6 protein-coding genes are annotated in these 5,945 nt (G+C 73.5%); 4 read left to right on the plus strand and 2 right to left on the minus strand.

Annotated features, from left to right (window positions below; all coding sequences use genetic code 11):
* Positions 1 to 18: 18 nt before the first annotated feature.
* Positions 19 to 696, minus strand: a complete 678-nt coding sequence (locus tag ACFW1A_RS37365) for a PH domain-containing protein (RefSeq protein ID WP_380417550.1) — start codon at positions 694 to 696, stop codon at positions 19 to 21.
* A gap of 237 nt (positions 697 to 933) precedes the next feature.
* On the minus strand, positions 934 to 1,242 hold the full coding sequence (locus ACFW1A_RS37370) for a hypothetical protein (protein ID WP_380417552.1): 309 nt from the start codon (positions 1,240 to 1,242) through the stop codon (positions 934 to 936).
* Positions 1,243 to 1,512: 270 nt separating this feature from the next.
* On the opposite strand from ACFW1A_RS37370, the gene deoC reads away from it, so the two are divergent.
* From deoC to ACFW1A_RS37390, 4 genes are all read left to right on the plus strand, one after another.
* A complete protein-coding gene (gene deoC, locus ACFW1A_RS37375; protein ID WP_380417554.1) occupies positions 1,513 to 2,529 on the plus strand; it encodes a deoxyribose-phosphate aldolase in 1,017 nt (338 codons plus the stop codon).
* Between the two features lie 5 nt (positions 2,530 to 2,534).
* Positions 2,535 to 4,031, plus strand: a complete 1,497-nt coding sequence (locus ACFW1A_RS37380) for an aldehyde dehydrogenase family protein (RefSeq protein WP_380417556.1) — start codon at positions 2,535 to 2,537, stop codon at positions 4,029 to 4,031.
* Complete coding sequence (locus ACFW1A_RS37385; protein WP_380417558.1) at positions 4,024 to 4,926, plus strand: aldehyde dehydrogenase family protein; 903 nt, start codon at positions 4,024 to 4,026, stop codon at positions 4,924 to 4,926. Before ACFW1A_RS37380 ends, ACFW1A_RS37385 begins: the two co-directional genes overlap by 8 nt.
* 222 nt (positions 4,927 to 5,148) lie before the next feature.
* Positions 5,149 to 5,799, plus strand: coding sequence for an ATP-binding protein (locus ACFW1A_RS37390; RefSeq protein WP_380417560.1), 651 nt, complete (start codon positions 5,149 to 5,151; stop codon positions 5,797 to 5,799).
* The last annotated feature ends 146 nt before the right edge of the window (positions 5,800 to 5,945 follow it).

Here is a 5,945-nt window from a genome sequence, read left to right on the forward strand (position 1 = left end):
GCCGTGAGTACCGGAGGTTCAGATGTTGATCAGGACGATCAGCACGGCCAGCGCCACCAGGGTGGGCACGATGACCGGCCAGTACCAGGTCACCGTGGACTCGCCCTGGGCGGTCGGCCGGACGGCGTTGATCTCCGCGCGCTCCCGCAGGAAGTCCACCACCTGGTCGGACCAGGCCCGGGTCGGGTCCGGCGCGCCGAGCACCGCGCCGCGACCGGGACGGCTCAGCGCGCCCACCCGGGCGGCCCGCGGGTCGACGGCGGCGGCGGACAGCGAATGGCGGCGCATCGCCTTCTTGCGCTGGCGCAGCGAGACCGGCACGGCCCACACCTGGTACGTCCGGCCACCGGTGGTCAGCTCGGCGGAGTAGCTGGAGCGCAGCCCCTCGACCGCGGCCCACGGCGCCACGATGGTGCGCAGCGGGTTGCGGACCAGCAGCCGGTCCTGGCCCGCCAGCACGGCCGGGCGCAGCGTGTAGGCGAACACCGGCAGGCCGAAGACCGGGCCCGCGGCCAGCGCGATCCACGGCGTCTTGCCGTGGCCGGTGACGACGGCGTCGATGATCAGCCAGGCGGCACAGAGCAGCAGCAGGATGCCGGAGATCATGCCGGGGGTGGAGCGGAAGACCTGGTCGGTCTTCGGCCCGTCGGCGGGGGCGGCGGAGCCCTGGTGGGGCTGGCCTGCGGAATCGGTCATGAGGACGATTCTGCCGCATCCGTCCCGGCTTCCCGTGGGCCACGTCCATCACTTTTCGGCCGCGACCCGGCGCGGGCCCGATCACGGCGCGGGTCGCACCGCAGGTCGGCGGCACCGCGGCGGGCGGGTCGGCCGGCCACGGCGCGGCGGCGGGCGGGGTCGGCGGCAGCGGGCGTGCGGGGCGCGCCGGCGAGTCGGGCGGCGGACGGGTCGGTCGCCCCTCCGGCGGCGGACGGGTCAGCCGCGCTGGCGGCGCAGCAGCACGACCGCGCCGTACAGCAGCAGCACCGGCACCGCGGCACCGGCCACCCGGGCCAGGTCGTCGGTGACGGCGAGCACCGAGCTGCCGGCCCGCAGGCAGCGCGGACCGGCCCCGACCACAGCGATCAGCCCGGCCAGGCCCGGCAGCCACTCCAGGTGGCTGGGCCGGCGGGCCGGACCCGTCCGGCGGTGCCGGTGGGTGCGCACCGTCACGGAGAGCCGCACGCTCACCGCCATCAACAGGAACCCGGTCCACACCATGGGCCACTGTGCCGTGTCGAACACCGCGCCACCTCCCCCGGCCTTCCTCCCCTTGACAGGGACGCTACCCGCGTGGACCGGTGGCGTATCCGCCTGTTGGCCTGATCTGCGCGAGATTTGAGCTTTCTCCACCGTTCTCATGACGGTGGCTCAGTTCCTCTGGCATATTCCGCCCGCCCACCCCTCCGGCAGGCGCCCGCCGCCCGGCGGAGCGGGAGCAGGTCTCGGTCGCGCATCGAAGACGGACCCCCGCTACCGCTCTCCTACGCGCGTAGATATGCTCATCTGGTGACTATGTCCACTCTTGCAGCCCATGCTCTCCCCCAGCCTGGCGGCCGGGAGGTGTCCCCAGGTGCGGCGGGCGGCGGCCTGAGCGACGTCGCCGCCTCCGAGGCCTCGCTCCGCCGTTTCCTGCACGGCCTGCCCGGCGTCGACGCGGTCGGCCTGGAGGCCCGCGCGGCCGCCCTGGGCACCCGGTCGATCAAGACCACCGCCAAGGCCTTCGCCATCGACCTCGCCATCTCGATGATCGACCTGACCACGCTGGAGGGCGCGGACACGGTCGGCAAGGTGCGCGCGCTCTGCACCAAGGGCAAGCACCCGGACCCCAGCGACCCGGACACCCCGCAGGTGGCCGCGATCTGCGTCTACCCGGACATGGTCGCCACCGCCAAGGCGGCGCTGGCCGGGACCTCGGTCCAGGTCGCCTCGGTCGCCACCGCCTTCCCGGCCGGTCGCGCCGCGCTGCCGGTCAAGCTGGCCGACACCGCCGACGCGGTGGCCGCCGGAGCCGACGAGATCGACATGGTGATCGACCGCGGCGCCTTCCTCTCCGGCCGCTACCTGGAGGTCTTCGAGGAGATCCGCGCGGTCAAGCAGGCCTGCGGGCGCGGGGACGGCACGGCGGCCCACCTCAAGGTGATCTTCGAGACCGGCGAGCTGCAGACCTACGACAACGTGCGGCGCGCCTCCTGGCTGGCGATGCTGGCCGGCGCCGACTTCATCAAGACCTCCACCGGCAAGGTCGCGGTCAACGCCACCCCGCCGGTGACCCTGCTGATGCTGGAGGCGGTGCGCGACTTCAGGGCCGCCACCGGCACCCAGATCGGCGTGAAGCCGGCCGGCGGCATCCGCACCACCAAGGACGCGATGAAGTACCTGGTGATGGTCAACGAGACGCTCGGCGACGACTGGCTGTCCCCCGACTGGTTCCGCTTCGGCGCCTCCAGCCTGCTCAACGACCTGCTGATGCAGCGCCAGAAGCTGCGCACCGGCCGGTACTCCGGTCCCGACTACGTGACGGTGGACTGATCACCATGGCCAAGAAGAGCATCGCCAAGGACGCCCCCGCCGCCGCCGCGCGGCCGGTGTTCGGGTACGCACCCGCGCCGGAGTCCCCCGCCGCGGCCGGGGACCTCGCCACCTCCTACGGCCACTTCATCGGCGGCGAGTTCGTCGACTCCAGTGGCAGCGAGGCGCTGAAGACGGTCAACCCCGCCACCGAGCAGGTGCTGGCCGAGTTCGCCCAGGGCACCGAGGAGGACGTGGACCGCGCGGTCGCGGCCGCCCGCAGGGCCTTCGCCGACTGGTCCGCGCTGCCCGGCAGCGAGCGGGCCAAGTACCTGTTCCGGATCGCCCGGATCATCCAGGAGCGGTCCCGCGAGCTGGCCGTGCTGGAGTCGATCGACAACGGCAAGCCGATCAAGGAGACCCGCGACGTCGACCTGCCGCTGGTCGCCGCGCACTTCTTCTACTACGCGGGCTGGGCGGACAAGCTGGACTTCGCCGGCTTCGGTGCCAACCCGCGCCCGCTCGGCGTGGCCGGCCAGGTCATCCCGTGGAACTTCCCGCTGCTGATGCTGGCCTGGAAGATCGCCCCGGCCCTGGCCACCGGCAACACCGTGGTGCTCAAGCCGGCCGAGACCACTCCGCTGACCGCGCTGCGGTTCGCCGAGATCTGCCGCCAGGCGGGCCTGCCCGCGGGCGTGGTGAACATCGTCACCGGCGACGGCCGCACCGGCGCCGCGCTGACCGCGCACCCGGACGTCAACAAGGTCGCCTTCACCGGCTCGACCGCGGTGGGCCGGGCGATCGCCAAGCAGCTGGCCGGCAGCCGCAAGAAGCTCTCGCTGGAGCTCGGCGGCAAGGCGGCCAACATCGTCTTCGACGACGCGCCGATCGACCAGGCGGTCGAGGGCATCGTCAACGGCATCTTCTTCAACCAGGGCCACGTCTGCTGCGCCGGCTCCCGGCTGCTGGTGCAGGAGTCGGTCCAGGACGAGCTGCTGGACGCGCTGAAGCGCCGGATGGCCACCCTGCGGGTCGGCGACCCGCTGGACAAGAACACCGACATCGGCGCCATCAACTCGGCCGCCCAGCTGGCCCGGATCACCGAGCTGGCCGCCGCCGGGGAGGCCGAGGGCGCCGAGCGCTGGGCCCCGGCCTGCGACCTGCCGGCAGCCGGCTACTGGTTCCGCCCCACCCTGTTCACCGGGGTGAGCCAGGCGCACCGGATCGCCCGCGAGGAGATCTTCGGGCCGGTGCTCTCGGTGCTGACCTTCCGCACTCCCGCCGAGGCGGTGGAGAAGGCCAACAACACCCAGTACGGCCTGTCCGCCGGCATCTGGACGGAGAAGGGCTCGCGGATCCTCTGGACGGCCGAGCGGCTCCGGGCCGGCGTCGTCTGGGCCAACACCTTCAACAAGTTCGACCCGACCTCGCCGTTCGGCGGCTACAAGGAGTCGGGCTACGGCCGCGAGGGTGGCCGCCACGGTCTGGAGCCCTACCTGATGAGCGAGGCCCTCGATGTCTGATGTCGTGACGCGTCTTGACGTCCTCAAGACGTACAAGCTGTTCGTCGGCGGGAAGTTCCCGCGCTCCGAGAGCGGACGGGTGTACGAGGTGACCGACGCAAAGGGCCAGTGGCTGGCCAACGCCCCGCTGGGCACCCGCAAGGACACCCGCGACGCGGTGCTGGCCGCCCGCGCGGCGGTCAAGGGCTGGTCCGGCACCACCGCCTACAACCGCGGCCAGGTGCTGTACCGGGTGGCCGAGATGCTGCAGGGCCGGCGCGAGCAGTTCACCGCCGAGGTGGCCACCGCCGAGGGCCTGGGTGCCAAGAAGGCCGCCGCGCTGGTGGACCGGGCGATCGACCGCTGGGTCTGGTACGCCGGCTGGACCGACAAGGTGGCGCAGGTCGCCGGCGCCGCCAACCCGGTGGCCGGACCGTACTTCAACCTCTCGGTGCCCGAGCCCACCGGTGTGGTCGGCATCCTGGCCCCGCAGGCGGGTTACGGCCACTCCTTCCTGGGCCTGGTCTCGGTGCTCGCCCCGGTGATCGCCACCGGCAACACCGCGGTGGTCGCGGTGGCCGCCGACGCGCCGCTGCCGGCCCTGTCGCTGGGCGAGGTGCTGGCCACCTCGGACCTGCCCGGCGGCGTGGTCAACCTGCTCTCCGGCCGCACCGCCGACCTGGCGCCGACCCTGGCCTCGCACCAGGACGTCAACGCGCTGGACCTGACCGGAGCGGTCGCAGACGAAGGACCCGGCGCGGCGGCTTCACTGGAGGCGCTGGCGGCCGATACATTGAAGCGGGTGCTGCGCCCGGCCCTCGATCCGTCGGCGCAGGACTGGACGCTCGCTCCGGGCACCGACCGGCTGCTCTCCTTCCTGGAGACGAAGACGGTCTGGCACCCGATGGGCCAGTAGTCCGGACACCCCCGCAGTCGGCCGTCCCCCGCCCCCAACCCCCCAGGGGCCCGGACGGCCCCGACGGGCCCGCGCCTCTCCCCCCCTGGCGCGGGCCCGTCCACCGCTGCCCGCGATCCGTCGGACCGCCACCGTCCGTGTGGCGCACGCCATTCGGGGACTATGCCAGTTCCGGCCCGAGCGGTTCCGCCGGGTGTGCCGGATGCGTCAGACTGGTGTCTCGTGAGTGACTCCCCGCTGAACCCTCTCCCGGCTCCCCGCGCCCGCGTGATCCTGCTCTCCGGGCCCTCGGGGTCGGGGAAGTCCTCGCTGGCCCAGCAGTGCGGCCTGCCGGTGCTCCAGCTGGACGACTTCTACAAGGACGGCGACGACCCCACACTGCCCGAGCTGCCCGACGGCGGCACCGACTGGGACTCGCCGCTCAGCTGGCACCGGGCCGACGCGCTGGCCGCGATCCGGGTGCTGACCGAGTTCGGCCGGGCCGAGGTGCCGGTCTACTCGATCCGGGCCAACGGCCGCGACGGCACCCACCTGCTCGACCTGGACGGCGCGGGCGCGTTCGTGGCCGAGGGCATCTTCGCCGCCGAACTGGTCGCCCAGTGCCGGGCCGAGGGCCTGCTGGGCGACGCCCTCTGCCTGCGCAACCGCCCGCTCACCACGGCCTGGCGGCGGTTCCGCCGGGACGTGCGGGAGGGACGCAAGTCGATCCCGGTGCTGCTGCGCCGCGGCTGGCGGCTGATGCGGGCCGAGCGGGGCATCGTGGCCCGCCAGGTCGAGCTCGGCGCGCACCCCTGCGACGGCGCCGAGGCCGCCGACCGGGTCCGCGCGGTGTCCGCCGCCCCCTCGGCCCAGGTGGTCACCGCCGGACGCTGAGCACCTGTATGCCCCGGCCCCCCCGGGGGCGGGCACCACGTCGGGGCCCTCACGACCGACCTGCCCTTCCCGATCGAGATCCCGTTGGCCCGCCTGGTCGAGCTCTGATCACCCGCGCAACCAGTCGGGCCCGGCGTCCTCTCCCC

It is taken from the genome of Kitasatospora sp. NPDC058965 (assembly GCF_042741245.1).
Taxonomy (GTDB): domain Bacteria; phylum Actinomycetota; class Actinomycetes; order Streptomycetales; family Streptomycetaceae; genus Kitasatospora.

Bases quoted from the DNA above. Each gene is read 5' to 3' on its own strand.
- ACFW1A_RS37365 (WP_380417550.1), bottom strand. From the start codon at position 696: ATGACCGATTCCGCAGGCCAGCCCCACCAGGGCTCCGCCGCCCCCGCC.
- deoC (WP_380417554.1), top strand. From the start codon at position 1,513: ATGTCCACTCTTGCAGCCCATGCTCTCCCCCAGCCTGGCGGCCGGGAG.
- ACFW1A_RS37380 (WP_380417556.1), top strand. From the start codon at position 2,535: ATGGCCAAGAAGAGCATCGCCAAGGACGCCCCCGCCGCCGCCGCGCGG.
- ACFW1A_RS37385 (WP_380417558.1), top strand. From the start codon at position 4,024: ATGTCTGATGTCGTGACGCGTCTTGACGTCCTCAAGACGTACAAGCTG.